Source organism: Synechococcus sp. A15-44 (assembly GCF_014280115.1).
Taxonomy (GTDB): Bacteria; Cyanobacteriota; Cyanobacteriia; order PCC-6307; family Cyanobiaceae; genus Parasynechococcus.
On the sequence record NZ_CP047938.1, the window covers coordinates 1,873,863 to 1,898,360 of the forward strand.

The 24,498-nt window shown below is 63.2% G+C and carries 23 protein-coding genes; 4 read left to right on the top strand and 19 right to left on the bottom strand.

The features are described from left to right. Nucleotides 1–4 precede the first annotated feature (4 nt). Nucleotides 5–265 carry a hypothetical protein gene (locus SynA1544_RS10540; RefSeq protein WP_255477590.1) on the bottom strand — a complete coding sequence of 87 codons (261 nt, stop codon included), beginning with the start codon at nt 263–265 and terminating at the stop codon, nt 5–7. A 31-nt stretch (nt 266–296) separates the two neighbouring features. Between SynA1544_RS10540 and bioA the strand changes: the two genes are divergently transcribed. Beyond that, nucleotides 297–1,595 (top strand): adenosylmethionine--8-amino-7-oxononanoate transaminase, encoded by a 1,299-nt coding sequence (gene bioA, locus SynA1544_RS10545; protein WP_186513510.1) that lies wholly within the window; start codon nt 297–299, stop codon nt 1,593–1,595. Between the two features lie 11 nt (nt 1,596–1,606). On the opposite strand, the gene SynA1544_RS10550 is transcribed toward bioA, so the two are convergent. Both SynA1544_RS10550 and SynA1544_RS10555 read right to left on the bottom strand, forming a co-directional pair. Beyond that, the gene (locus tag SynA1544_RS10550; RefSeq protein ID WP_255477591.1) at nt 1,607–1,879 is read right to left on the bottom strand and encodes a DUF3143 domain-containing protein; all 273 of its coding nucleotides are present in this window, start codon (nt 1,877–1,879) and stop codon (nt 1,607–1,609) included. Further along, nucleotides 1,821–2,360, bottom strand: a complete 540-nt coding sequence (locus SynA1544_RS10555; protein WP_186513511.1) for a J domain-containing protein — start codon at nt 2,358–2,360, stop codon at nt 1,821–1,823. The genes SynA1544_RS10550 and SynA1544_RS10555 overlap by 59 nt, the downstream gene beginning before the upstream one ends. A 25-nt stretch (nt 2,361–2,385) precedes the next feature. Here SynA1544_RS10555 and rsmG point away from each other — a divergent pair, with 25 nt between their 5' ends. Then, nucleotides 2,386–3,117 carry a 16S rRNA (guanine(527)-N(7))-methyltransferase RsmG gene (gene rsmG / locus SynA1544_RS10560; RefSeq protein WP_186513512.1) on the top strand — a complete coding sequence of 244 codons (732 nt, stop codon included), beginning with the start codon at nt 2,386–2,388 and terminating at the stop codon, nt 3,115–3,117. A gap of 9 nt (nt 3,118–3,126) precedes the next feature. Here the strand turns inward: rsmG and SynA1544_RS10565 are convergent, their stop codons facing one another. From SynA1544_RS10565 to rpsT, 14 genes are all read right to left on the bottom strand, one after another. After that, entirely contained in the window at nt 3,127–4,326 is a 1,200-nt protein-coding gene (locus tag SynA1544_RS10565; protein WP_186513514.1) for an aldo/keto reductase, read from the bottom strand. Continuing rightward, nucleotides 4,326–4,676, bottom strand: a complete 351-nt coding sequence (locus tag SynA1544_RS10570; protein ID WP_255477794.1) for a ferredoxin — start codon at nt 4,674–4,676, stop codon at nt 4,326–4,328. The genes SynA1544_RS10565 and SynA1544_RS10570 overlap by 1 nt, the downstream gene beginning before the upstream one ends. Nucleotides 4,677–4,679: 3 nt before the next feature. Beyond that, nucleotides 4,680–5,072 (bottom strand): DUF1257 domain-containing protein, encoded by a 393-nt coding sequence (locus SynA1544_RS10575; RefSeq protein WP_186513516.1) that lies wholly within the window; start codon nt 5,070–5,072, stop codon nt 4,680–4,682. Then, the gene (locus SynA1544_RS10580; protein WP_115010030.1) at nt 5,072–5,275 is read right to left on the bottom strand and encodes a DUF2997 domain-containing protein; all 204 of its coding nucleotides are present in this window, start codon (nt 5,273–5,275) and stop codon (nt 5,072–5,074) included. The genes SynA1544_RS10575 and SynA1544_RS10580 overlap by 1 nt, the downstream gene beginning before the upstream one ends. Before the next feature lie 75 nt (nt 5,276–5,350). Then, complete coding sequence (locus SynA1544_RS10585; protein ID WP_114989424.1) at nt 5,351–6,163, bottom strand: HEAT repeat domain-containing protein; 813 nt, start codon at nt 6,161–6,163, stop codon at nt 5,351–5,353. Nucleotides 6,164–6,193: 30 nt separating this feature from the next. Then, a complete protein-coding gene (locus SynA1544_RS14825; protein WP_011365010.1) occupies nt 6,194–6,319 on the bottom strand; it encodes a hypothetical protein in 126 nt (41 codons plus the stop codon). Nucleotides 6,320–6,349: 30 nt separating this feature from the next. Next, on the bottom strand, nt 6,350–8,104 hold the full coding sequence (locus SynA1544_RS10590; protein WP_186513518.1) for a sodium:solute symporter family protein: 1,755 nt from the start codon (nt 8,102–8,104) through the stop codon (nt 6,350–6,352). 54 nt (nt 8,105–8,158) lie between these two features. Continuing rightward, on the bottom strand, nt 8,159–9,217 hold the full coding sequence (gene rlmN / locus SynA1544_RS10595) for a 23S rRNA (adenine(2503)-C(2))-methyltransferase RlmN (RefSeq protein ID WP_186513520.1): 1,059 nt from the start codon (nt 9,215–9,217) through the stop codon (nt 8,159–8,161). Next, on the bottom strand, nt 9,214–9,366 hold the full coding sequence (locus SynA1544_RS10600) for a hypothetical protein (protein ID WP_006850847.1): 153 nt from the start codon (nt 9,364–9,366) through the stop codon (nt 9,214–9,216). Before SynA1544_RS10600 ends, rlmN begins: the two co-directional genes overlap by 4 nt. A 35-nt stretch (nt 9,367–9,401) precedes the next feature. Continuing rightward, a complete protein-coding gene (locus tag SynA1544_RS10605) occupies nt 9,402–13,490 on the bottom strand; it encodes a DNA-directed RNA polymerase subunit beta' (RefSeq protein ID WP_186513522.1) in 4,089 nt (1,362 codons plus the stop codon). A 47-nt stretch (nt 13,491–13,537) separates the two neighbouring features. Beyond that, the gene (locus SynA1544_RS10610; RefSeq protein WP_006851054.1) at nt 13,538–15,442 is read right to left on the bottom strand and encodes a DNA-directed RNA polymerase subunit gamma; all 1,905 of its coding nucleotides are present in this window, start codon (nt 15,440–15,442) and stop codon (nt 13,538–13,540) included. Between the two features lie 48 nt (nt 15,443–15,490). Beyond that, entirely contained in the window at nt 15,491–18,784 is a 3,294-nt protein-coding gene (rpoB, locus tag SynA1544_RS10615; protein ID WP_038553495.1) for a DNA-directed RNA polymerase subunit beta, read from the bottom strand. A gap of 282 nt (nt 18,785–19,066) precedes the next feature. Then, entirely contained in the window at nt 19,067–19,855 is a 789-nt protein-coding gene (locus SynA1544_RS10620) for a TatD family hydrolase (RefSeq protein ID WP_186513524.1), read from the bottom strand. A 48-nt stretch (nt 19,856–19,903) separates the two neighbouring features. Continuing rightward, on the bottom strand, nt 19,904–20,200 hold the full coding sequence (rpsT, locus tag SynA1544_RS10625) for a 30S ribosomal protein S20 (RefSeq protein ID WP_186513525.1): 297 nt from the start codon (nt 20,198–20,200) through the stop codon (nt 19,904–19,906). Between the two features lie 108 nt (nt 20,201–20,308). Here rpsT and hisD point away from each other — a divergent pair, with 108 nt between their 5' ends. Beyond that, on the top strand, nt 20,309–21,616 hold the full coding sequence (hisD, locus tag SynA1544_RS10630; RefSeq protein ID WP_186513527.1) for a histidinol dehydrogenase: 1,308 nt from the start codon (nt 20,309–20,311) through the stop codon (nt 21,614–21,616). On the opposite strand, the gene rpiA is transcribed toward hisD, so the two are convergent. Together rpiA and SynA1544_RS10640 are read right to left on the bottom strand one after the other, a co-directional pair. Then, complete coding sequence (gene rpiA / locus SynA1544_RS10635) at nt 21,609–22,328, bottom strand: ribose-5-phosphate isomerase RpiA (protein WP_186513529.1); 720 nt, start codon at nt 22,326–22,328, stop codon at nt 21,609–21,611. The two genes, hisD and rpiA, sit on opposite strands and share 8 nt — an antisense overlap. Before the next feature lie 38 nt (nt 22,329–22,366). Further along, nucleotides 22,367–23,431 (bottom strand): trypsin-like peptidase domain-containing protein, encoded by a 1,065-nt coding sequence (locus SynA1544_RS10640; protein ID WP_255477795.1) that lies wholly within the window; start codon nt 23,429–23,431, stop codon nt 22,367–22,369. A gap of 183 nt (nt 23,432–23,614) precedes the next feature. Here SynA1544_RS10640 and grrP point away from each other — a divergent pair, with 183 nt between their 5' ends. Beyond that, entirely contained in the window at nt 23,615–24,475 is an 861-nt protein-coding gene (grrP, locus tag SynA1544_RS10645; protein ID WP_186513533.1) for an extracellular substrate binding-like orphan protein GrrP, read from the top strand. Nucleotides 24,476–24,498 lie beyond the last annotated feature (23 nt).

A 24,498-nucleotide genomic window follows, 5' to 3' on the forward strand; every position in this document is an offset into this window, starting at 1 on the left:
ACCCTCAGCCCAGGGCCTTTGAACCGGTAGGGCAGGTGCCCAAACGCATCGCGGCGTGGCGGACGGCGACCCGCAGCGGCCATCCGTGACTGAGTTCAGTCTGGATCACCTCCAGCTGGGACGACGACCAACCGCGCAGCTCGAGATCACTGCGAATCGCTTGCCAGTCGCCCTCAGGGACAACGAGACGTCGCTTGGCCGACGGCTCAGGCCGCGTGGTGGGAACAAAACGCTTGGATTGACGACGGGTGCGTGGGGCAGCCATCCGGGGCATCTCCAACAGCTCCAGATTCAATATGGCAAAAGCTGCCGCTGCTGCCATGGGGTCGATCCGCCATCCGAATCTGTGGCCCCCCTTCACCCAGATGGCCAGCGCAGCCAACTCCCAACGGGTGGTGTCTGGAGACGGTGCCCTGCTGATCCGTGAGCAAGGCGAGCCCCTGATCGATGCCATCAGCAGCTGGTGGGTCACCCTGCACGGCCATGCCCATCCGGTGTTGGCCAAGGCCATCGCCGATCAGGCCGCCCGCCTCGAGCAGGTGATTTTTGCCGACTTCACCCATGAGCCTGCGGAACAGCTGGCCGTACGCCTAAGCGGCCTCTGCGGCCTGCAACGTCTGTTCTTCTCCGACAACGGCTCCACTGCGGTGGAAGTGGCGCTCAAGATCGCCTGCCAGTGGTGGGCCAACCGGGGCCAACCGCGCTATCAGATCGTCGCCTTCGACGGGGCGTACCACGGTGACACCTTCGGAGCGATGGCCGTTGGCGAACGCAACCTGTTCAGCGCCCCCTTCGAAGACAAGCTCTTTCCCGTCGCCCGGGTTCCCTGGCCGGCCACCTGGTGGGATGACGATGCCGTGGAGGCCAAGGAAGCGTCGGCACTCGAGGTGCTCGAGCGCGTGCTGGAGACACCGACAGCGGCAGTGATCCTCGAGCCGCTGCTGCAGGGGGCCGGCGGCATGGCCATGGTGCGGCCCGAATTTCTGCGACAGGTGGAGGCACGCACCCGCCAGGCGGGAGCCCTGCTGATCGCCGATGAAGTGCTCACGGGCTTCGGACGCTGCGGCGACTGGTTCGCCAGCCGGCGGGCGGGCATCCGGCCAGATCTGATGGCCCTGTCCAAAGGCTTGACGGGTGGATGTCTGCCGATGGGCGTGACCATGGCCAGCGAAGCGGTGTTCGAAGCCTTCGTCGGTGAAGACCCCAGCCTGACCCTCTGGCACGGCCACAGCTTCACGGCCAATCCGCTGGGCTGCGCCGCGGCCAACGCCAGCCTCGACCTACTGGAGTGCAACCCCGCTGCCTTTCAACAGTTCGAACAACGGCATCGTCCTCATCTGGAACGGTTGGCGCGCCATCGGAAGGTGCAACATCCCCGGCTGACGGGGACGGTGGCCGGCTTCGACCTCGTTGTGGAGGGGAGCTCGGGCTACCTCAACCCGGCGGGGCCGAAGCTGAAACGGCTGGCGATGGAGAACGGCGTCTTCCTCCGCCCCTTGGGCCAGGTGGTCTATCTGCTGCCACCGCTCTGCATCAGCGATGCCCAGCTGGAACGCTGCTATTCGGTGCTGGAACAGGCCCTCGATCAGCTCTGAAGCTGCTGGCCTCAGGGCCCCGCATGAATCGCCGCCTCAACATCGGCCCTGGAGAGGCCATAGGGAAGCGAACACTGCACCATCGCCTCCAGGGAACCCGGGTGCCAGATCACTTTGAGGTCCTCCCGTTCCAGAAGCAACAACGCTCGCCATTCAGAACGCTCGAGCATCCACTGGCAGGGGTTGTCGTCCATGCGGACGGCACCCAGCCGCTGGAGCCAAGCCTCAAGCGCCGGGAGAGAGTGCTGATTCAGCGGGGTGCTCTCCAGGGGCAGGGCGGCCATCAGGTTGCGAACGCACGGATGTGTTCTGAGTCTGCTCATCCGCCAGCCAACTCGGCGACACCTGCCAATCGCGGCCCTGGGCAAGCGCCACCCCCAACCCCAGCACCAAGCTGAGCAACAGCGCGATGCTCAACAGCACCAGCGAGAACCATTCCCCACCGGAGAGGGGCCTGCGTTGACCAATGCCCTGCCAGGCATCCGGGCGGGAGTCACGCTGCAGTGGCGGGGGCGATGACAGCGCCTGGGCGCCAGGACTGAGGGTTGCCTGGCTCTGGCGCAGCAGAACGTCGTAGGACTCCTTGAGCTGCTGAAACGCAATGCTGGCCTGCTCGGGCGGCAGTTGCGTGGTGTCGGGATGCAAGGCCTTGGACTGGCGCCGAAAGGCCTGGCGCAAGGTTTCAGCGTCAACCCCGGGACGCACACCAAGCCGTTCGTGATGGCTGGGGCGGGCTTCGGACACAGGGGACGACCGGTCCTTCATCCTAAGAAGAGTTGTTGCTGCAGCCATGGCCGCCACCACGCCCGAACCGGCGTTCTGGGACGCCCTGGGATGGCAGCCATCGCACACACAGCTCGACCAGCTCGTGGAGCTTCAGGGCCTGCTGCAGAGCTGGAATCAACGGGTCAACCTCACGCGCCTGGTGGACGGCGACGATTTCTGGGTGGGTCAGGTCTTTGACAGCCTCTGGCCCCTAGCAGGAGAACTTCAGACACCGGAGGTGCCACAGCACTGGATGGATGTGGGCACAGGAGGAGGATTCCCCGGGCTGGCCATCGCCATTGCCCTCCCCCAGGCACAGGTGACCCTGCTGGATTCCGTCGGGCGCAAGACCGCCGCCGTGGAGGCCATGGCCAGCAGACTGGGCCTTGCCGATCGGGTGCGGGTCCGCACCGAGCGGATCGAAACCACCGGGCGTGATCGCCACTTCCGCGGCAGCTTCGATCGCGCCGTGGCCCGGGCTGTGGCAGCAGCTCCCGTGGTGGCCGAATACCTGGTGCCCTTGCTGAAGAGCGACGGCCAGGCCCTGCTGTATCGGGGCCAGTGGACGGACACCGATGCCATGCCGTTCAACAGGGCCCTGGGCCTGCTGAAGGCTCGTCTGATGGAGGTTCAGCACCGGCAGCTCCCCGGCGATCGCGGCACGCGCCATCTGCTGCGGGTGCAACCGAGCGGCCCCTGCCCCCGCAGCTACCCCAGAGCTGTGGGCACACCGAGCCGTGATCCCCTGGGGGGCTAAGACAGGTCCTCAGACGCTCGACAGGCGCATCTGCGATTCCCCTGCAAGACGGCCCTTGAGGCTGCGCAGGATGTCAGGGATGCGCTCACGCCATGGGCTGTCCTTCAGGACGATCTGCAGCTCTTCGGCACTGACCTCACCATCAAAGCCATCGGCATTGGCACCGGCGAACCAGTGGCCGCCGGAGCCCAGCAACCCATAACGTGCCTTGGCATAACTCTCGAGATCCCAGGCCTCCAGCAGGTTGTAAAGCCAGAGCAACACCGGCAGGTTGATCTCCCCAGGTGTTGCATGCCAAGGCGGCAGCCCCACAGACCAGGTGGCCATCCAGTCGCGACCCAGCGCTTCATCAGCCGCTTGCCGGAGACGCTGGTCCACCGGTGCAATCAAGGCTGCTGCATCGGGCAGCAGCTTCAACGCCTCCAGGTGAAGCTCGAGATCCTCCGGCCGAGCGGCGCCAACGCTGATGGTGTGCACCCGCGAATCCTGGAGACAGAAGAGGTCGTTGAACACGATGGGATGCAGCGGTGCACACAGCTCCAACAAGCGTTGAGACGGTGTGTGCAGATGGCCGCCTTTATCGGTGGGACTGATGATGAACACGCCCATGTCCTGACGGCGGGCTGCATCCAGGGCGGGGCTGTTGTCCTGGCGGATGTAATACCAGTGCAGATTCACGTAGTCGAAGGCGCCGGAGGCGCAGGCCTCTGCGATCAAGGCTGTGGGGCCGTGGGTGGAGAAGCCCACGTGCCCAATACGGCCATCCGCCTGCCAGCGGCGCACGACCTCCATGCAGCCCCCGGGTTGAAGGGTCTGCTCAAGATGCTCCGGCAGGTTGATGCCATGGACGGCCAGCAGATCCAGGCGATCGCAGCCCAACCGCTCAAAACTGAGCTCCAGTTCCGCTTCGAAGGCGTCGCAATCGGGCCGGGGAGGAACCTTGCTCTGCAGCAGACGGGAGGGGTCAGGTGTGCGGGGCAGGGCCCAACCCAGCTGGCGCTCTGAGCTGCCGTAGTGCCGCGCCGTTTCCACATGGTGAAAGCCCAGATCCACCGCGCGCTTCAGCGTCGCCTCGAGCTGGGTCTGCGATGCAGACGTGATCTCATCAGCTGGAAGGTCGGTCCAGCTCTGCTGAAAGCGCATTCCCCCAAGAGACAACAGGGGGATCTCAAGCTCCGTGCGGCCGAATCGGCGGGTGGGAAGCGCCATCAACCCTGGGGACGCGGTTGCAGATTCTGGCGAATCAGGTTTTGCCGCAACGTTTCCAACGATTCAAAGGGAACCCAGTGAATGCAATCCACAGGACAGGTGTCGATGGCCTCCTGAATGCATTCGGTGGAGTCACCGTCCTGCCGGATGGCCCTGGAACGTCCCAAATGCGGCTCAACAACAAAGGTGTTCGCAGCCACGTGAGCGCAGTAGCGACAGCCGATGCAGACGGCTTCATCCACCCAGACAGCCTGATCGCGCATGTCTCCCCCGAGCAGGGGTTCCCTCCCGGTGGCCTGCTCCTGCGGGCGAGCGGGGGCGGAAAACGCGTAAGACGAAGGGTCAGCCAGGATTCAGGCGTCCCAGCGGGTCACCACGAGTTCGATCGAACCATCCTCGGTTTGGGTCTGCTCGGCAACCTGAAATCCTTCCTTGGTGGTGGCAGCCAGAACCGTATTCAGGGCGTAGCGCTGGGTGAGCTTGGAGAGAAAACGTTCCACAGGAATCTGCTGCTTCCACAGATCAAGGTCGGTGACCAGCTCATAGGACTGCGATGCGCTGTTCCAGCGGAAGCCGATGTCACCACCGTCCTGCACGGCGATGGCCAGATCAGCGGTGACGGTCTGGCCGCGGTAGCCGCGCACGGGACGCTCACCCTGATCAGGGGCATAGCCCATGTCTTCCAGGGCTTTCACCAGAGGCTCCAGCTGACGCAGTTCGGTTTTGACGGTGCTGAAATGCGACATCAGTTCAAATGAGCGGGAAGAGACTGGGACTGGACCTCAGGCTGCAGAAACGCTTCGGATGTGGACTCCTGACGTTCAACCGTTCCAAGAGCAGCTTCCACTTCTTCAGTGAGCTGCTGGCACGCTTCTCCAGCAACACCCTCGACCCGTTCTTCAACACGGCCGTCAGGCCGAATGGTGAAACGAATGGTCTTTTGGGGCATCGAAGAAGCGTGATTTGCGCAGCAATCTAGTGGGGGTCACCCCTGAATGTTGCGTTTGCCGTTACAAGAGCGGCGCTACAGGATGAAACCGTCGTTGATCAGGGCCTGCAGGCGTTCCAGCACCAGCGGATCCTCCAGCTGCTCGAGGGCCGTTCTGGCCTCATCGCGCACGGAGATCTCCCCGTCATGGAGCAGGGCACTCACCAAGGCTTCAACGATCTCGGCTTGCCGCGGCTGCACCAGCTGATCCATCAAACGGCCCAAAGCCCAGATGCAGTTGCTGCGCACCACCGCTTCACTGTCGATGCGCAGACTCACCAGCAATTGCCCCGCTGCGGGGTCGGCCTTGACCGGGGAACGGCTGCCGGCTTCCGCCAGGGATCCCGGACACCAGAGGCGCACCGCTGCGACATCCGTCTGCAGCGCCCGGATCAACGGATTGAGCACCGGAGCATCGGGAAAATTGCCCAGGCTCCAGGCCGCAGCCTTGCGGACGTAGGCATTGGCATCGAGCTGAAGCAGCTGCAACAGCGGCTCAACAGCCGGCGGTGATGGATTGCGGCCCAAGGCGTAGACGGCACTCATCCGCTCCACCGGACAGGAGTTCTGGAGCAAGGGCAGCAGCAGGGCAATCGAACGGGGATCACGGTGTTCACAAAACACCTGCAGGCCCTGCAGCCGTTCTCCGTGGTTGCCACGCAACAAGACCAGGCCCTGGTCACAGGCCCGGGCAATCTCCAGGGAGGAATCCTGCTCGGCATCATCGAGCTGGATTGCATCAAGCGGATCAACGTCGTCTTCCGCCGCCAGCTCACGCGCCAGCAGATCAGGATCCACAGAGAGGCTGGACAGCCCCTGGTCCTTCTGTTGGCTGCGGTCGTCAGTCATGCGGGGATGCTACGGGAGCCATTCCAGGACTCAACCCATCGGGGCTGGAGCCAGCATGTCACCGGGAAGCCAGATGCGGGCACTCACAGCGAACAACGCCAGGGCAAACAGAAGAACAATCAGAGCCGGCAGAAGCGTGGAACGAAAAAACGACACCGGAACAGGCCAATCAAGGCGTCATTCTGCTCAAGAGGGCACGGCATCGACTCGCCGCCGCAGCTGCCAGATCGAGAGGATCAGCACCGACAGACCGATCCAGCCACTCCACTGTTGATGCAACAGGAAGCCTCCGGTGCCGAGCAGGCCGCCAAACAACACGCCACAGGCCAGCACGAAGCGCCGCAGCATGGCCGGCAACGACTCCATCGGCATGACGCCGAAGCGCTGGCGCAGGCGGGACCACCCGGGGCCCGGAGGACGCACCGTCCGCACAAACCGCTCCAAAACAGCATCCGATTCCGGCGGTGTGCTCAGCATCACCGTCAACCAGACGACAGCGGAGAGGCCGGTGATCACCGCAATGCGAACCCCGTAATCCTCGATCCGAACCAGGGGCACCACCGAAGTGAACACCCCAACGAAAAAGCCGCAGAGCATCGCCGACAGCTCCGCGGCTGCATTCACGCGCCACCAGAACCAGCGCAGCACCAGGACCACACCGGGGCCGGACCCGATCGCGATCACCAGCCGAAACACCGTGCCGATGCTGTCGCTGATCAAAGCGGTGATCACCCCAAGAACGAGCAGCAGAACCGTGGTGAGTTGTCCCACCAGCAACAGCTCCCGCGAACCGGCAGAGGGGCGAACAAAGCGCTGATAGAGGTCGTGGGTGAGGTAGCTGGCTCCCCAGTTCACCGAGGTGCTCACGGTGCTCATGAACGCCGCCACCAGAGAGATCACCACCAGGCCAAGCGCCACGGGGGGCAGCAGTTGCACGGCCAGGGCGGGATAGCCGAGCTCAAGATCAGCGCCGGCCGGCAACAGCACCAGGGCCGCCAACGCGACCACGATCCAGAGCCAGCTGCGCACGAGGTAATTGACCACCAGAAACACCCAACCCGCCAGCCGCGCCTGCTGCTCATCGCGGGTGGCCAGCATGCGCTGGATGAACTCCCCACCCCCATCACTACGGCGGAAACTCCACCACTGCACGGCGATGTAGGCCGTGAACATCGGGATGCTGATGCCACTGCCCTGCAACCAGCGGAAGCCCGAATCGTCCCAGGTCCAGGGCACCAGCGACAGCAGCTCCGGCCGCTGCAGCGCCTGCAGTTGCTCCAACAGCGCTGTCATCCCTCCTGCGGCATGGAGGGCAGCCGCGGCCACGGCAAGGGCACCCGCCAACGCCAGCACGAGCTGGACCAGATCGGTGACCACGACGGCCCAGAGCCCACCGGCCACGGTGTAACTCATCACAAGCAGAGCCACGACCATCAACAGCCAGACCGTGTCCGTTAGTCCCAGTGCTGCGGGTTGACCCGACACCAGCCCCAGCGCTTCCACCACCTTGCGGAGGGCGAGAAAGGCATAGCCGATGCCGATGCAGTTCACCGGCACGGCCAGCAGGAAAGCCTTGATGCCGCGCAACCAAGCCGCCGCCGCTCCGCCATAGCGCAGCTCGGTGAAGGCGGCGTCGGTGAGCACACCGCTGCGGCGCCAGAGGGGTGCGAAGACAACAGCCATGGCCACGTGGGCCAAACCAAAGCTCCACCACTCCCAGTTGCCCGCCAGGCCGCGGGCACCCACCAAGCCGGCAACGTAAAGCGGCGTATCGATGGAGAAGGTGGTGGCCGCCATCGAGGCGCCGGCCAACCAGCCGTTCAGACGACGGCCAGCCACGAAATAATCCGCCTCGCCGCTGTTGCGGCGGGCCAGCCACAACCCCAACACCAGGGTGAGAACGAGGTAAGCAGCGAGAAGCAGCCAATCGATCGCTGTCATGCGCAGACCCTGTTCCTCAGCAGTCTGCTGAGGAACAGAGCATCAGCCCACCCGTCAGCTGCCGGATGAATTGGGGGCCATCTGCTGACGCCGGAGCTGACCGCAAGCTGCATTTTGATCGAGCCCCCGGCTGGCCCTGAGGCTCACGGCAACACCGCGCCGCTCCAACAAACGACGAAACGCCTCGATCCGCTGCGGCGTTGGTCGTTTGAACTCCTCCTCCTCAATCGGGTTGTAGGCGATCAGGTTCACGTGGCTCTGGAAACCACCAACGTGATCCGCCAGCTCTGCGGCGTGCTCGGGCTGATCGTTGAGGTCACCGAGCAGGATGTACTCAAAACTCACCCGCCGACCGGTCACATCCAGATAGTGACGGCAATCCTCGAGCAAAGCCTCATAGGGGTAGGCATGAGCTGTGGGAATGAGCTCCTCGCGCAGCCGCTGGTTGGGGGCATGGAGGCTCACCGCCAGGGTGAACTGGGCGCGGCCCAGCCGCTGCATGGCCAGTTCCGCGAGTTGCGGCAAGGTTTTCGGAACACCCACCGTGCTGACGGTGATGCGCCGTTGGCCGATGCCGAGATCATCATTCAGGCAGCGGATCGCCTCCAGCACAGCGCTGCTGTTGAGCAGGGGCTCGCCCATGCCCATGAACACGATGTGGGAGGGACGTCGGTCCATCGCCTCACGCACACTCAGCACCTGATCCACGATTTCGTGGGTCTGAAGTGAACGCTGCAGCCCCCCTTTGCCGGTGGCACAGAAGCGGCAAGCCATGGGACAACCCACCTGGCTGGACACACAGACGGTGAGCCGTTGATCGGTGGGGATTCCGACGGTTTCAATGGTTTCGCCGTCATCTGTGGAGAGCAGCAGTTTGGTGGTGGCATCCGTGGCCACCGAACGATGCACTTCCTTCAACCGACCCACATCGATGCCGCCCTCCAGCAGGGCGGCACGCCAGGTCTTGGGGAAGACCGTGATGTCGGCCAGGGATCGAGCCCCCTTGGCATAGATCCAGTCATGCAGCTGACGGCCGCGGAACGGCTTCTGTCCCTGGGCGACGGCCCAGTCCTGCAACTCGGCCGCGCTGCGACCCAGCAGAGCCTGGGTCACCAGATCAGCAGACCATGGCCAAGCTTGATCTCCACCGCCATCAGAGCGATGAAGCCAAGCATGGCCAGACGTCCATTCAGCCGCTCGGTATGGGTGTGGAACCCATATTTGGGCAGGCGTCTCTTAGGGATCTCAGTGGGCTCAAGCATGGAAGGGGCTGCAATGGTGAACGATTGAGCGGAGCTCATTCGTCAGAGAGCAGGCCCTCTTCCTGAAGACCTTCAACGGCTTCAGCATCGACAACCTGCTCTTCCTTCAGCTCATTGTCGGCGTCCGGACGGGTGAACGCGGCGAAATTGCTCGCCGAAGGGTCGATGTTGTGGCGGGTGCGAGTGGCCTCGAGATCGGCGTCACTGGGGTCATCCAGCACCGCACTGGCGCTGGCCGCAGGGGGCATGTCGACGGTGTAGTCGGGACGCAGGTTCTGCATGCGGCGGTAGCCGGCCGGGTCCTCCGAAAGGATGTCGGGGTGGGGGCCAGCCTCCTTCTGCAGCTCTTCTTCGAAGCCGCTGAAGCCGGTACCTGCAGGAATCAGGCGACCGATGATCACGTTCTCCTTGAGACCACGCAGCCAGTCGCTCTTGCCCTCGATGGCGGCTTCTGTGAGCACCCGGGTCGTCTCCTGGAAGGAGGCGGCGGAGATGAAGCTGTCGGTGTTGAGCGACGCCTTGGTGATACCCAGCAGCACCGGTGTGAACTCGGCGGGAGCGCCACCGGTGATCGCCATGGCCTGGTTGGTGTCTTCCACCTGACGCAGTTCGATCAGCTCACCGGGCAACAGGGTGGTGTCGCCGGCATCTTCGACCCGCACCTTGCTGGTCATCTGACGGACGATCACCTCGATGTGCTTGTCGTCAATCGAGACGCCCTGGGACTTGTAGACGTTCTGAACCTCAGTCACCAGACGGTGCTGCAGGTTGGCGATCGCCTCCTGGGCGGCCTCCATCAGCGGCTTGCGGCTGCGCAGATCTTCGAAGTAGCACTCGAGCAACTCGTGGGGGTTGATCGGGCCATCGGTCAGCAGTTCACCAGCGGTGACCTGTTGCCCATCGCTCACCATGATGTTGCGGCCGAGCAGGATCGGATATTCACCGATGGCGTCATCGGATTCGATCACGTTGACGGCGAGGGACTCGTCGTCTTCACCCTGCTTGATCTCAACAGTGCCAGGCTTCTTGCAGAGAATCGCGGATTCACGGGGGCGACGGGCCTCCAGCAATTCCTCGATTCGGGGCAGACCCTGAACAATGTCACCGGTCTTCTGGCGTTCGAACACCAGCAGGGCCAGGCCATCACCGCGCTGCACCAGATCTCCATCACGCACGTGCAGGACGGAGTCGGGCGACACCATGTAGGGACGTCCCAGACGCAGGGTGACGCTGTTGCCGCTGACGGCCTCGATCTCACCACAGCAGGTGGCGGTTTCGCCGTCGGCAAGGGCATCGCCATCGACAATCCGCTGACCGACGCTCACCACCGGCTTGCCGGAGGTGCTCAGGGTGGTGGTGTCTTCGGGGCGTTCCACGATCATCCGACGCACCGGGTCGGCTTCCGTGGCTTCAGGCAACTGCGCCAGACCGGCCTGCTTGCAGAGGATCTGGGTGGTGGCGACAACATCGCCAGCCTTCACAGACACGCCATCTTCGACCTGCAGCTCGGTGTGGGTTGAGCCGTGGCTGGAGTCGGACATGGTGTCGCGACGCACCAGGATCGACTCGAGGATCACAAGGCGCAGACGGGAAATGGTCTTGGCCCGCTTGTCGGGAGCCTTCTCCACATCCACCGTCATCTGCGGGGTGGTGTCGAAGGTCTCGAGCAGCAGCTGGGTCTTGAGCAGCTCCACACCTTCAACGGACTTGATCAGTTCGTTGTCCTTGAACGCAAGACGCTGGGTGGCCTTGATGCCGAGGTGAGGGCCATTGGCCTGCTTCACATGGGACAGCTCAGGCAGCTGGGCCTCGTTGGGAATGGTGTACTCCTCAACCGGACGCAGCAGCAGACCCTTGCCTTCGGGGGTCTCCACCGTCTGCACGTACTTCATCGTGTCAACGGAGAGCCCCTTGGCGATGTCCTCGCCGGGGTTGACCATCTGGCCATCACCCTCGAAACGCTCCAGTGCCTTGGCATCGGTGCAGAGGTGGAACTCACCACTGCGAACGATGATTTCGCGCAGGATGTCGTTCTTCTGGGTGACGGTGACGATGCCCGCGGTCTGGCTAAAGATGTCTTTGACAACCTCGGTGCCGGCCTCGATCCACTGACCGTCGGTGATCATCAACAGGGAGATGTCCTTGTTGATTTCGTGGGTCTCCTGGGGGATCCACAGCAGGGTGCCGCCCTTGTTGACCTCGTAACCGTTCTTGGCGGAACGGGCCTTCTTGATCGCCAGACCAGGGGCGAACTTCACCAGACCACCGGTGCCGGTGCGGAAGCGGTCATCCGCCAGTTCAGCGATGACCTCACCGGAACCGATCTTGCTGCCGGGGATGGTGTTGAGGCGGTAACGGGTGCCGTCTTTGGCCTCGAGGTTCCAGATCTCACCGGAGTGGGTGGACTCCTCCAGAAGTTTGAAGTCCTTGAGGGTCATCGCCGTGGTGACGATCTGCACCTCTCGGGAATCACCGATGGAGTCGCGCAGGCGCACTTCACCGCCGTACTCACTCCGCTGGCTGGCTTCCGCCAGCACCTGACCCTCAGTGACCTGGGTCTCGCTGCCGACCACGGGCTGAGCGTTGGGCGGCAGGTTGTAGACGTCGCCGGAAAGCACCCACATCCGGCCAAGACGCTGGGCCTTCAGGGTGATGTTGCCCTGGCGGTCGGTGACCTCACGGGGCTGGATCGCCTCCTCGTAACGCACCTGGCCAGCCAGGTCGCAGATCACGTCCTTGGTGGCCTTCTCCACACTCTTCTTGACCGCACCAGCGGCGATCTGCGCCACCGTGACGTCGGCATCGATGTCAGCACCGTTGTCGACGAACAGCAGGGAGCCGTTGGTGATCTCGATCTTCTGGGCCTTGCCCTTGCCGGACGGCTTGATCGTGAGGTTGAAATCAACCTCAGCCTGTTGGGCGTTCACACCGTGGGGGGTGCGGTAGGGACGCACCCGCGCCTTGCTGCCGAACTCGACGGTGCCCGCCACCTTGGAGCGAACCACACCGGTCTCAGCGGTGGACACACCACCGGTGTGGAAGGTCCGCATGGTGAGCTGGGTTCCGGGCTCACCGATCGACTGGGCCGCGATGATGCCGACGGCTTCACCCAGGTCGACCAGTTCGTTGTGGGCCAGTGCCCAGCCGTAGCACTTGCGGCAGACGGAACGGTTGGCTTCACAGGTGAGCGGCGAACGCACACTCACGGCCTTGACGCCAGCAGCCTCGAAGGCCTTTGACAGCGGCGGATCAATTTCGGTGTCGCGCTCAGCCAGCACTTCGCCATCGGCATTCACCACCTGGGCGGCGGTCAGGCGACCCACAAGCCGGCTGCCGAATTTGCCGTCCTCAGCGTCCACCACGATGTGGCGGGTCGTGCCGCAGTCGTCCTCACGGACGATCACATCCTGGGCAACGTCCACCAGACGACGAGTGAGGTAACCGGAGTCGGCGGTGCGCAGCGCCGTATCCACCAGACCCTTCCGGGCGCCGTAGGAGGAGATGACGTACTCGGTGACCGTCAGACCCTCACGGAAGTTGGTGCGGATCGGAAGGTCGATGATTTCACCCTGCGGGTTGGCCATCAGGCCGCGCATGCCCACCAGCTGACGCACCTGGGACATGTTTCCCCGGGCGCCGGAATTGGCCATCATCCACACCGAGTTCAGCGGTGCGTTCTCGTCAAAGTTCTTTTTGACAGCATCCACCAGACGCTCGTTGGTCTCGGTCCAGGTGTCGATCACCTTGGTGTGACGCTCCACCTCGGTGATTTCACCGAGGCGATAGCGCTCTTCGGTGGCCGTGATCTGTTCCTCGGCCTGGCCCAGCAGATCCTTCTTCGCCTCGGGCACCTTGAGGTCGTCGACGGAGATCGACACAGCCGCCTGGGTGGCGTACTTGAAGCCGAGATCCTTGAGGTTGTCGGCCATGGACGACGTCACTGCCGTGCCGTGGTTTTTGTAGGACCAGGCGACGAGCTGCTTGAGGGCCCGCTTGTCGATGACCTGGTTGCGGAACGGCGGTGGGGTCTTCGAGAGCGGACGCGATGCGCTCACTGGAGCCTCTTTGGCGGCCTTGGAGGCTTTGCTGGATTTGGACTTGCGGGATTTCGAGGACGAGGTCATGGCTGCGCGCGGATCAGGAGTTAGTGAGGAAAGACGTCTGGCTTGATTCAGGCGGCGGCCACCGCGTCAATGATCGTGTGATTCATCACCACGCGGCCCACAGTGGTGAGGATGTAGCGGCTGATCAGGGCACCGTCTTCATCGAAACGGTCGCGGCGGTAGCTCCACTCTTCGATGCGCGTGCCATCGCTGAGGGATTCGCTCTTGCTGGGCGCATCCAGCTCTTCATCGTCCTGAACTTCACCGTTGAAGCGGACCCACACCCAGTCGTGCAGACCGATCCGGTTGTCTTCGAAGGCGTGGATAACATCCTCCAGACCCGCAAACGTGCAGCTGCGATCGCCGAAGTCGGGCTTGGAGGCACCGGGCTGAAGCGCCGTCAGGTAGTAGGAACCAAGCACCATGTCCTGGGACGGGGTGATGATCGGCTCACCGGTCGCAGGGGACAGGATGTTGTTGCTGGCCAGCATCAACATGCGGGCCTCGGTCTGCGCCTCGATGGCCAGGGGCACGTGAACGGCCATCTGGTCACCGTCAAAGTCAGCGTTGAAGGCTGGGCAGACGAGGGGGTGCAGCTGAATGGCGCGGCCATCCACCAGCTTGGGTTCGAAGGCCTGAATGCCGAGACGGTGCAGGGTTGGAGCACGGTTCAGCAGGATCGGGTGACCGTCGATCACCTCCTGAAGCACCTGCATCACTTCATCGTCAGCCCGCTGAATCAGCTTCTTGGCTGCCTTGATGTTGTTGACGATGTTCTGGCGGATCAGACGGTGGATCACGAAGGGCTGGAACAGCTCGATCGCCATCTCCTTGGGCAGACCGCACTGGTGCATCTTCAGCTTCGGACCCACCACGATCACGGAACGACCGGAGTAGTCGACCCGCTTACCCAGGAGGTTCTGACGGAAGCGACCCTGCTTGCCTTCAATGATGTCGCTCAGTGACTTGAGCGGACGGTTGTTGGCACCCACCACGGTGCGACCGCGACGGCCGTTGTCGATCAGGGCATCGACGGCCTCCTGCAGCATCCGCTTCTCGTTGCGGACGATGATTTCAGGAGCCAGGATTTCCTGGAGCCTCGCCAGACGGTTGTTGCGGTTGATCACCCGCCGATAGAGATCGTTGAGATCGCTGGTGGCGAAACGACCACCATCGAGCTGCACCATCGGGCGCAGGTCGGGCGGAATCACCGGGATCACATCCAGCACCATCCACTCGGGACGGGCGTTGGTGGCGATGAAGTTGTCGATCACGCGCAGACGCTTGATCAACTTGGCGCGCTTCTGACCCTTGCTGCCGTTGATCTCCTCCCGCAGCTGCTCAGCCACTTCATCGAGGGTGAGATCTTCCAGCAGTTGCTTCAAGGCCTCGGCACCGATGCCCACCACGGGCTCGTTCTCGATCTCGGAATCTTCGGCGTAGATCTCGTCTTCAATTTCCAGCCACTCGTCTTCGGTGAGCAACTGCTTGTACTTCAGGTCTTTGTGGTCGCCGGGATCCAGCACCACATAGCAGTTGAAGTAGACGATCTGCTCCACATCCCGCAGGGGCATGTCCAGCAGGATGGCCACGTAGCTGGGGATCCCCTTCAGGTACCAGACGTGGGAGACGGGTGCCGCCAGCTTGATGAAGCCCATGCGGTGACGACGCACGCGGCTCTCGGTGACCTCCACACCGCAGCGTTCGCAAACGATGCCCCGGTGACGCACCCGCTTGTACTTGCCGCAGTGGCATTCCCAGTCTTTTGACGGGCCAAAGATCTTTTCGCAGAACAGCCCGTCCATCTCGGGCTTGAGGGTGCGGTAGTTGATGGTCTCCGGCTTGGTGACCTCACCGACCACCTGGCCGTTGGGCAGGGTGCGCTGTCCCCACTCCATCACCCGATCGGGTGAGGCGAGGGTGATCTTGACGTAATCGAAGTGGTTCTCGGTGCGGAGGTTGCTGTTGGTCATTGACGGTTAAGGAAGAAGGAGCGGGGAATCGGTTCGTTCGTTGATCCGTCAGTCCTCGTCGTAATCCGCGACGCCGAGGGATTCGTAGGTGGGCCTGCTGGGGGTGCTGCGACGAGGGTTCACGTCCTGCATCAGATCCACTTCCTTGCCTTCGTCGGTATAGACAGCGATGTCCAGACCCAGAGACTGAAGCTCGCGCATCAGCACCTTGAAGGATTCCGGAGTACCCGGGCGGGGGATCGGCTTGCCCTTGACGATGGCATTGAGAGCCTCGTTGCGGCCTTGCATGTCGTCGGACTTGACCGTGAGCAGTTCCTGCAGGGTGTAAGCGGCGCCATAGGCCTCGAGGGCCCACACCTCCATCTCACCCAGACGCTGTCCGCCTTGCTGTGCCTTACCGCCCAGGGGCTGCTGGGTGACCAGGGAGTAGGGGCCGGTGGAACGGGCGTGAATCTTGTCGTCCACCAGGTGAACCAGCTTGAGGAAGTGGGAGTACCCCACGGCCACGGGCTGGTCGAAGGGCAGACCGGTGCGGCCATCCCGCAGTTGCAGCTTGCCGGGATCCTCAGGGTCGTACACCCAACCCTTGCCGGGCTGCTTGGCGGCTTCTTTAAGGAAGGTCTCGACGGTCTGCTGGGACTTCTCAGCACCGTGCATCTCATCGAAGGGAACGATGCGCACGCGGCAATCCAGGTTGGACGCTGCCCAACCCATCAACAGCTCGAACACCTGACCCACATTCATCCGGCTCGGCACACCCAGGGGGTTGAGCACGATGTCGACCGGAGTGCCGTCGGGCAGATAGGGCATGTCCTCCCGGGGAAGGATGCGGCTGATGATGCCCTTGTTGCCGTGGCGGCCGGCCATCTTGTCGCCGACCTGGATCTTGCGGCGCTGGGCCACATACACCCGCACAACCATGTTGGCGCCGGGGGGCAGCTCATCACCCTGTTCACGGGTATAGATGCGCACATCCACAACACGGCCACGCTCGGTGCCGGGCACCCGCAGGGAGTTGTCGCGCACATCGCGCGCCTTCTCACCGAAGATCGCGCGCAGCAGCTTCTCTTCCGGCGGCTGATCGGATTCACCCTTGGGCGTCACCTTGCCGACGAGGATGTCGCCGCTTTCAACGAAAGCTCCCACGCGGATGATGCCCATCTCGTCGAGGTTGCCCAGGCTTTCCTCAGCGACGTTGGGGATCTCACGGGTGATCTCCTCAGGTCCGAGCTTGGTCTGACGCGCTTCGATCTCGTACTTCTCGATGTGAACCGAGGTGTAGAGGTCGTCGGTGACCAGACGCTCGCTAACCAGCAGTGCGTCCTCGTAGTTGTAACCCTCCCAGGGCATGTAAGCGATCAGAACGTTCTGACCCAGGGCGATCTCACCGCCTTCACAGGCCGAGCCATCAGCCATCACCTGACCGACGATCACCGGATCGCCACAGCGGACGATCGGGCGCTGGTTCAGACAGGTGTCCTGGTTGGAGCGCTGATACTTCTGCAGGAAGTGGGTGTGGTCGTTGCCGTCCTCGTCCTGAACAACGATGGCGTTGGCATCCACATAGGTGACGGTGCCATTCACCCGGGAGATCGGCACCATGCCGGAGTCGCGGGCCACCTGGGTTTCCAGGCCGGTGCCCACCAGGGCACGCTCGGGACGCAGCAAGGGCACAGCCTGACGCTGCATGTTGGAGCCCATCAGGGCACGGTTGGCGTCGTCGTGCTCCAGGAAGGGGATCAGGGACGTTGCCACGGAGATCACCTGCACCGGTGAAAGGGCGACGTAGTCGACCTGCTCAGGGGGGACCTTCTCGAAGTCCTGGCGGTAACGCACAGGAATCAAATCCGCCGAGATCCGGCCGTCGTCTTCGGTGGCCACGTCACCAGGGGCGACGCGCACTTCGTCTTCCCGGTCGGCAGACAGGTAGATCGGATCGCCATCCTTCAGAACGACACCGTTCTCCACCTTCCAGAACGGCGTTTCGATGAAGCCGTACTCGTTGACCCGGGCGTGGGTGGCCAGGGAGTTGATCAGACCGGCATTGGGACCTTCCGGTGTCTCAATCGGGCAGAGACGGCCGTAGTGCGAGGGGTGAATGTCGCGGACGGCAAAGCCGGCACGCTCACGGGTGAGACCGCCGGGTCCAAGGGCCGAGATGCGGCGCTTGTGGGTGAGCTCAGCCAGAGGGTTGGTCTGGTCCATGAACTGGCTCAGCTGGCTGGAGCCGAAGAACTCCTTGATCGCCGCCACCAGGGGCTTGGGGTTCACCAGCTGGGCTGGGGTCAGCGAGTCGGTTTCGCCGACGGTCATCCGTTCCTTGATGATCCGCTCAAGGCGGTTCAGACCCACACGAACCTGGTTCTGCAGGAGTTCGCCCACGGAACGAACGCGGCGGTTGCCGAGGTGGTCGATGTCGTCAAGGCTGGCGCCACCGACATCCAGTTCCAGGTTGATCAGGTAATCGAGGGTGGAGAGCACGTCCTCATGGGTGAGGGTGCGCACCGTGTCGGGGATGGTGAGGCGCAGCTTCTTGTTGATCTTGTAGCGGCCGACCCGACCGAGGTCGTAGCGCTTGGGATCAAAGAAACGGGTCTGCAGCAGCTGCTGACCACCGCTCACTGAGGGGGGTTCACCCGGACGCAGCTTCTTGTAGAGCTCAAGCAAAGCCTGGTCTTCCGAGCTGATGCCTTCGTCGTTGGCGGCATCAATCGACTTCTTGTAGAACTCGGGGTGACGCAGCTTGTCGAGCACGTCGTTGTCAGACAGACCCATGGCACGCATGAGCACGTGCGCGTTGATCTTGCGGGTCTTGTCCACACGAACGTGGAGCAAGTCGTTCTTATCCGTCTCAAACTTCAGCCAGGCACCCCGGTTGGGGATGACGCTGGCGTTGTAGGTGCGCCGGCCGTTCTTGTCCATTTCATCCTTGAAATAGACACCGGGGCTGCGCACGATCTGGTTCACGATCACGCGCTCAGCGCCGTTGATGATGAACGTGCCGCGCTCGGTCATCAGCGGCAGTTCGCCAATGAAGACCTCTTGCTCCTTGATCTCACCGGTCTCCTTGTTGACCAGGCGGCAGGTCACATACATCTGTGACGCGAAGGTCGCATCACGGCGCTTGGCCTCTTCCACATCGTGGCGGGGGCGCTTCAGGCGGTACTCGCTACCAATGAAGTGCAGCTCCAGCTTGCCGGTGTAATCCGTGATCGGAGAGAAGCTTTCAAGCTCCTCGATCAGACCTTGATCCAAAAACCACTTAAAGCTGGCCCGCTGCACCTCCACCAGATCAGGGAGGTAGGTGGCGGTCTTGGCGACCTGAATCGCGCTGCTGCTCATGCGGGGACCGGCAGAGAGGACGAAGGGACTGGGGAGGACTGGATTGGCGGCAAAAGCTCATCTGACAGGACGATTCGACAGCAGCAGCGACACCGACGGTTTCCAGGACGGAACCGACAGCGCCGCTGCTGCTGTTCAGAAATCGCGGGTCAGATCAGCTGACGACGACAAGTGCACCGGAAGGAAATGGACGCTTCAGGCACCACACACAGGATGGAATCCTGCACATGGCCAGGCCAATACAACATCTTACATATGGACTCGACACCCTCGGAACTCCGGTTAAGGGAGTCCGAACAAACGCCGGGCGTTGGCGGTGCTGCTGCAGGCCACGCTTTCGAGATCCACGCCGCGCAGCTCAGCCACCCGCGTGGCAACGGAAGCCACGAAGGCGGGCTCGTTGCGCTTGCCGCGGCGAGGCACAGGGGCCAGGAAGGGGCAATCGGTTTCCACCAGAAAACGATCCTCCGGCACCTGACGGGCGCAGTCGTGGGTGGGCTCCGCCTTGGGGAAGGTGACGGTGCCACTGAAGCTTATGTAGAAGCCGAGCTTCAGGAACTGGTGCATTTCATCGGGGGTGCCGCCCCAGCAATGCATCACCCCTCCAGGGCAACGGCCCTGCGCCTTGCGGGCCCGCAGTTCCTCCAGCATCGGCTCAGCGGCATCCCGGCAGTGAATGATCACCGGCAGGTTCAGCTCCACCGCCAGATCCAATTGAGGACGCAGAACAGCAAGCTGCTCCTCGAGATTCTTGTCTCGGAAGAGATCGAGGCCGAGCTCGCCGATGGCGACCACCCGATCGTCCTCGAGGGCCGCCCGGCGCAGCACCGCCACCGTGTCATCCAGCCAATGCTCAGTGTCCAGTGGATGGACACCGACGGAATAGCGCATCTCCGGGAATCGATCAGCTAAAGCGCGGATCGCCGGGATTTCGGAGGGTTCGACGCAGGCGTGCAGCAGTGCACCAACCCCAGCCTCACGCCAGCGTGAAGCCACCTCATCGAGGTCGTCGTCAAAGTTGCGGAAGACGATGTGACAGTGGCTATCAATCAACGTCGGGGTGGGGGACACAGCTGGGCCGAAACGCGCTTTCGGCCCATTCTGCCGGTTGAAACCGACTCAGCTGGCAGGCTCGAGCACCTTGCGCACAGCCGCGCTGAGGCGAGACTTCTGGTTGGCGCCGTTGTTGCGGTGCAGCACACCAACTTTCACGGCCTTGTCGATCTTGCTGAAGGCGGCACGCATGGAGGTCTGCACGCTGGTCTTGGCTTCATCACCAGGGGTGGCGCTGTAGGCGTCACAGGCGGCGAAGCAGCGCTTCATCAGGGTGCGCATCGACGACTTGTAGGTGCGGTTGCGCAGACGGTTGCGCTCAGCAATCTCAATCCGCTTCTTGGCTGACTTGTTATTGGCCACTGAGGCTTCAACGTTGCGAACAATCCATCACCTTACTCCTTGACAGGACCCCCTTCCCTGGGTTGTGGAGTCCTAACTTGACCGAACTTTCCCACTGTTCCTTTGTCTGTGAGCCAGCCGGCCGTTGCTCCCCTTCGCATCGTGCGGGATCTGGACCGGGCCCAGACGGAGCTGAAACGGTTGTCGAGCCGCACCACACAAACCCAGCAAGGTGAAGCCCGTGAGCGGGTTGAAGCCATTCTCACAGCGGTGCGCGACCGCGGTGATGCCGCCATTGCCGACTTCACCGAACGGTTCGATGGCTTCCGGCCCGAACCGATGGCGGTGTCCCCCGAGGCCCTCGAACAGGCCTGGACGTCGCTACCGACCAACCTGCGGGATGCCCTGGAGCTGGCCCATCGCCGCATCACCGACTTCCACCAACGCCAACGTCCCGCCGATCTGGCGGTGACGGGCCCCCACGGCGAACAGCTTGGGCGGCGCTGGCGGCCGGTGGAGCGGGCGGGTCTCTACGTGCCCGGAGGACGGGCGGCTTACCCCAGCACCGTGCTGATGAATGCGGTGCCAGCCCGGGTCGCCGGCGTCAAAGACGTGGTGATCTGTTCCCCCGCCGGACGTGATAGTGCGGTGAACCCCGTGGTGCTGGCAGCGGCCCACCTGGCCGGCGTGAAAACGGTGTTCCGCCTCGGAGGTGCCCAGGCTGTTGCCGCCATGGCCTACGGCAGCGAGAGCGTGCCCAAGGTGGACGTGATCAGTGGCCCCGGAAACGTCTACGTCACCCTGGCGAAACAGGCGGTGTACGGCCAGGTGGCCATCGATTCCCTTGCGGGACCAAGCGAAGTGCTGGTGATCGCAGACCACTCCGCCAAGCCCGATCAGGTGGCAGCGGATCTGTTGGCGCAGGCGGAGCACGACCCCCTGGCGGCGGCGGTGCTGATCACCACCGACCCTGCACTGGCCGACGGGATCAACGCCGCAGTGGCCGAACAGCTGGCCGATCACCCCCGCCAGGAGATCTGCGAAGCCGCTCTGCGGGAGTGGGGGCTGGTGGTGGTCTGCGACGACCTCGAGAGCTGTGCCCGCCTCAGCGACAGCTTCGCCCCCGAACACCTGGAGCTGCTGGTGGAGCGGCCCGAACCCCTGGCGGATCGCATTCAGAACGCAGGAGCCATTTTCCTGGGCCCCTGGTCCCCAGAAGCGGTGGGGGATTACCTGGCAGGCCCAAACCACACGCTGCCCACCTGTGGAGCAGCGCGTTTCAGCGGGGCCCTCAGTGTTGAGACCTTCATGCGCCACACCTCGCTGATCGGTTTCAACCGGGCTGCCCTGGAAGCAACGGGTTCAGCTGTGCAGGAGCTGGCCACCAGTGAAGGCCTGCACAGCCACGCTGAATCGGTGCGCCGGCGCCTCAGCTGAGGCGCTTCTCCAGGCTGCGGACACCCGCCACGCCATCAGCGATCTCACCCACCAAGACCTCATCGGTGATGTTGACGAACAGTCCGTTCTCGAGCACGCCAGGGATGTTGTTGATGGTCTTTTCGAGGGTCGCCGGGTCGGTGATGCCGCCGTCGAGCTTGGCGTCCAGCACCAGGTTGCCCTGATCGGTCACCACCGGACCAGCCTTGCGCTGGGCCATGCGCAGTTCAGCGCTGCCACCGAGGGCCTCCAGCTGCTGCTTCACCTGGCGCCAGGCACCGGGGAGCACCTCAACCGGCAGCAGAAAACCGAGGTTGAGACGATCCACAAGCTTCGTGGAATCCACCACCACCACAAACCGATCGGCCCGTGCTGCCACGAGTTTCTCCTGCACGTGGCAGGCGCCACCGCCCTTGATCAACTGAAAGCCGGGATCGACTTCATCGGCACCATCGATGGCCAAATCAATCCGGCTGACGGCATTGAGGCTGAGCAGGGGGATGTTCAGCTCCGCGGCCAGCACCTCTCCCTGGAAGGAGGTGGTGACACCAACAATGTCTTTGAGTTCGCCGCTGGCGAGCTTGGCCCCAAGGCCCTGAATCATCAAGGCAGCGGTGGAGCCTGATCCCAGGCCCAGCACCATGCCGTCTTTGATCTGTTCCACGGCGGCATCAGCCACCGCCTGCTTCATCTGGGTCTGAAGATCAGCCATCAGGTCACGTCCTTTGGGCGCGACGGTAGCAAGGGGTTTCAGACCATCCCAGGCAGGGGCTCCGGTTTGACGGAAAGGGTCAGCTCACGCCCAGCCCGCAGCACCTTCAAGGGAAGCGGAACATTGATGGCAGCAGCATCCACCACCTCCAAGAGCGCCTGAGGGTCAGCAATGTCGCGCTCATCCACCGTGATCAGCAGATCGCCGCGGCGCAGTCCTGCTCTTTCGGCCGGGCCATCGGGCAGGACGGCTTGCACCAGGGCACCGCTGCGTTCCGGCAGCTGCACAAGGGCATTGGGGTCCTTGTTGTGCTCGCGCGCGATGCGCGGTGTGAGCGCCACCAGTTGCAGACCGATGTAGGGGTGCACCACTTCACCCTGCTGCTGGAGCTGATCAGCCACCCGGCGGGCCAGGTTGATCGGGATGGCAAAACCAAGGCCGGCCCCAGGGCCCGACCGCACAAGGGTGTTGATGCCAATCACCTGGCCATCGCCGTTCACCAACGGCCCACCGGAATTACCAGGGTTGATGGCGGCGTCGGTCTGGATCAGTTCCAGCCGTTTGTCGGCGAAGCCAAGGCTATTGATGTTGCGGTGCAAACTGCTGACGATGCCCAGGGTCACCGTGCGTTCCAATCCGAACGGGGTGCCGAGGGCGATCGCCCAATCGCCCACCTGCATGGCTTCCGAATCACCAAGGGGAGCCCGTGGCGGCAGTTGATCGCCCTCGAGACGCACCAGGGCCAGGTCTGTCACCGCATCGGTGCCCACCACCCGTCCATCCCGCTGTTCCCCGTCGGCCAGGGTGACGCTGACGGACTCCACCCGATCCACCACATGGGCATTGGTGAGCACAAGGCCCTTGGCATCGATCACCACACCAGAGCCTTGCCCCCGTTCCCGCTCCGGACCTGCCGGAGGGTCCCCCAGCAGGTCCCGCAGCAGGGGATCAAGCAGCGTGGGGTCAAACGGCTGACGTTCCACAGTGCGCTCGGTGTCGATCCGAACCACCGCCGGCGCCACCCGCTGAACGGCATCGGCCACAAAGCTGTGCTCCAGGGCCTGGGCTGAGTCAGCTTCACCGACCAGAACCACTACGGCCATCAGAACGGCCAGGAGTTGACGCAGGGCGTACCGCAACACAAGACCTCTAATTGCCTTCTTTTTATCGGATCCAGCCGGAGAAACGGGCCCTGGTCCAAATCGATCGCAATCTCAGAACCTCCATTGCGATGCGCGGTCGAGCTTGGAGATTCCAGCTAACAAATCAGCAAACGCAGTTTTCGCATGCGTGCACTTCTGGCTCCAGCGGCAGCTCTGTTTGCCCTGGCTGGCCCGGTTGCCCTCACCCCTCAAGCCTCCGCGGAGAGCACAACGCTCAAAGCGGTGATCTTTGAGGAGGTCAAGCCGCTGTATCAGAAAACAGATGCCGGCTATGAGGGCCTCGGGGTTGATGTTCTCGAACAGATCCGGATCCAGGCCAAGCGCCGCAAGGTGGACTACCGGGTGGCCAAATCGGTGAACGACGGCATCGGCGCCGTGATCACCGGCAAGGCCGACATCGCCTGCGGCGTGGCCTTCACCTGGGGCCGCTCCACGCAGGTCACCTACAGCCTTCCCTTCGGCGTTGGTGGCACCCGTCTGCTGATGGCCAGCGACACCACCATCGATGGAACCCCCGCCTCACTGGAAGGCCAAACCATTGGTGTGGTGAAGGACACCGCTTCCGCCCAGGTGCTGAAGAACGTGGTGCCCGGCGCCACGCTGAAGAGTTTCACCACCCCGAAGGAAGCGTTGGATGCCTTCTACGCGGGTGACGTGCCGATCCTTGGGGGCGGAACCCTTTGGCTGGCCGCCAACAGCCGCATCGACAAGACGGCACTGCTGCCCTTCCGTCCCTACGGCCGCTCCGGCATCAGCTGCATCGTCAACCAAAACAACGGCAAGCTGCTCTCCTCCACCAACATCGCGTTGGGCCAGATGATGCAGGCCTACATGGATGGTGATGCGGGAACGCGCCGCATGATCAACCGTTGGATCGGCCCCGGCAGCGATGTGGGTCTGAGCCAGGACGTGATCCGCTCCCTTTACGGCCTGATCCTCAGCATCACAGCAGAAATCAACACTCCAGCCACACCGGGAATCTGACGACTCCTCGATTGCTTTTGTTC

What these genes read in the sequence shown, in the direction of transcription:
- SynA1544_RS10565 (WP_186513514.1), bottom strand. Translation starts at nt 4,326, where the DNA reads ATGGCGCTTCCCACCCGCCGATTCGGCCGCACGGAGCTTGAGATCCCC.
- rpoB (WP_038553495.1), bottom strand. Translation starts at nt 18,784, where the DNA reads ATGAGCAGCAGCGCGATTCAGGTCGCCAAGACCGCCACCTACCTCCCT.
- SynA1544_RS10640 (WP_255477795.1), bottom strand. Translation starts at nt 23,431, where the DNA reads ATGGCCGTAGTGGTTCTGGTCGGTGAAGCTGACTCAGCCCAGGCCCTG.
- SynA1544_RS10585 (WP_114989424.1), bottom strand. Translation starts at nt 6,163, where the DNA reads ATGACTGACGACCGCAGCCAACAGAAGGACCAGGGGCTGTCCAGCCTC.
- SynA1544_RS10580 (WP_115010030.1), bottom strand. Translation starts at nt 5,275, where the DNA reads ATGCCCCAAAAGACCATTCGTTTCACCATTCGGCCTGACGGCCGTGTT.
- rpiA (WP_186513529.1), bottom strand. Translation starts at nt 22,328, where the DNA reads ATGGCTGATCTTCAGACCCAGATGAAGCAGGCGGTGGCTGATGCCGCC.
- SynA1544_RS10600 (WP_006850847.1), bottom strand. Translation starts at nt 9,366, where the DNA reads ATGCTTGAGCCCACTGAGATCCCTAAGAGACGCCTGCCCAAATATGGG.
- SynA1544_RS10610 (WP_006851054.1), bottom strand. Translation starts at nt 15,442, where the DNA reads ATGACCAACAGCAACCTCCGCACCGAGAACCACTTCGATTACGTCAAG.
- SynA1544_RS10550 (WP_255477591.1), bottom strand. Translation starts at nt 1,879, where the DNA reads ATGGCCGCCCTGCCCCTGGAGAGCACCCCGCTGAATCAGCACTCTCTC.
- bioA (WP_186513510.1), top strand. Translation starts at nt 297, where the DNA reads ATGGCAAAAGCTGCCGCTGCTGCCATGGGGTCGATCCGCCATCCGAAT.
- rsmG (WP_186513512.1), top strand. Translation starts at nt 2,386, where the DNA reads ATGGCCGCCACCACGCCCGAACCGGCGTTCTGGGACGCCCTGGGATGG.
- SynA1544_RS10605 (WP_186513522.1), bottom strand. Translation starts at nt 13,490, where the DNA reads ATGACCTCGTCCTCGAAATCCCGCAAGTCCAAATCCAGCAAAGCCTCC.
- SynA1544_RS10590 (WP_186513518.1), bottom strand. Translation starts at nt 8,104, where the DNA reads ATGACAGCGATCGATTGGCTGCTTCTCGCTGCTTACCTCGTTCTCACC.
- SynA1544_RS10540 (WP_255477590.1), bottom strand. Translation starts at nt 265, where the DNA reads ATGGCTGCCCCACGCACCCGTCGTCAATCCAAGCGTTTTGTTCCCACC.
- grrP (WP_186513533.1), top strand. Translation starts at nt 23,615, where the DNA reads ATGCGTGCACTTCTGGCTCCAGCGGCAGCTCTGTTTGCCCTGGCTGGC.
- SynA1544_RS10575 (WP_186513516.1), bottom strand. Translation starts at nt 5,072, where the DNA reads ATGTCGCATTTCAGCACCGTCAAAACCGAACTGCGTCAGCTGGAGCCT.
- SynA1544_RS10555 (WP_186513511.1), bottom strand. Translation starts at nt 2,360, where the DNA reads ATGAAGGACCGGTCGTCCCCTGTGTCCGAAGCCCGCCCCAGCCATCAC.